Genomic DNA, 393 nt, shown 5'->3' with positions numbered 1-393 from the left:
GCTGGATAACGGGGCGCCGGGCTTGCATTTTTATACGCTGAATCAGGCGGATGCGGCGTTGGCGATCTGGCGGGAATTGGATTTGTAATCGCGTGAGTGGTCTGCGGCTGTTGGTTCTTGGGGCGCAGCCGGTTTTCGTACCAATGGCGGGCTTGGTTCTTTAGACGCCGCTGACCGGGGTGCGTGGGCCGCGCGGGCCAGATCGCCACGGCTCGGCCCACGAGCAGGGGCCTCGGCCTCGCTGCGCGAGGCTTCCCGCGGCTCAACAGGCCCGCGCGGCCCACGCACCCCGGTCAGCGGCTCGCAGCGTGGAAAACCCTCATGCACTAACGCAGCATGAACGAGCCTATGACGCCGCCGGTCGGCGCGCTCGGTCCTAACAAGGGTGGCTCG

1 pseudogene is annotated in these 393 nt (G+C 66.7%); it reads left to right on the top strand.

The annotated features are described in order from the left end of the window. Positions 1-88, top strand: a pseudogene (locus GOQ28_RS18690) (methylenetetrahydrofolate reductase [NAD(P)H]); the annotation flags it as partial. Positions 89-393: the final 305 nt, after the last annotated feature.

The sequence above is a fragment of the Bordetella sp. 02P26C-1 genome, assembly GCF_009763255.1.
Lineage (GTDB): Bacteria > Pseudomonadota > Gammaproteobacteria > Burkholderiales > Burkholderiaceae_B > Bordetella_A.
Note: the sequence above shows the minus strand (reverse complement) of the source record. Positions and strands in the feature narration are given on the sequence as shown.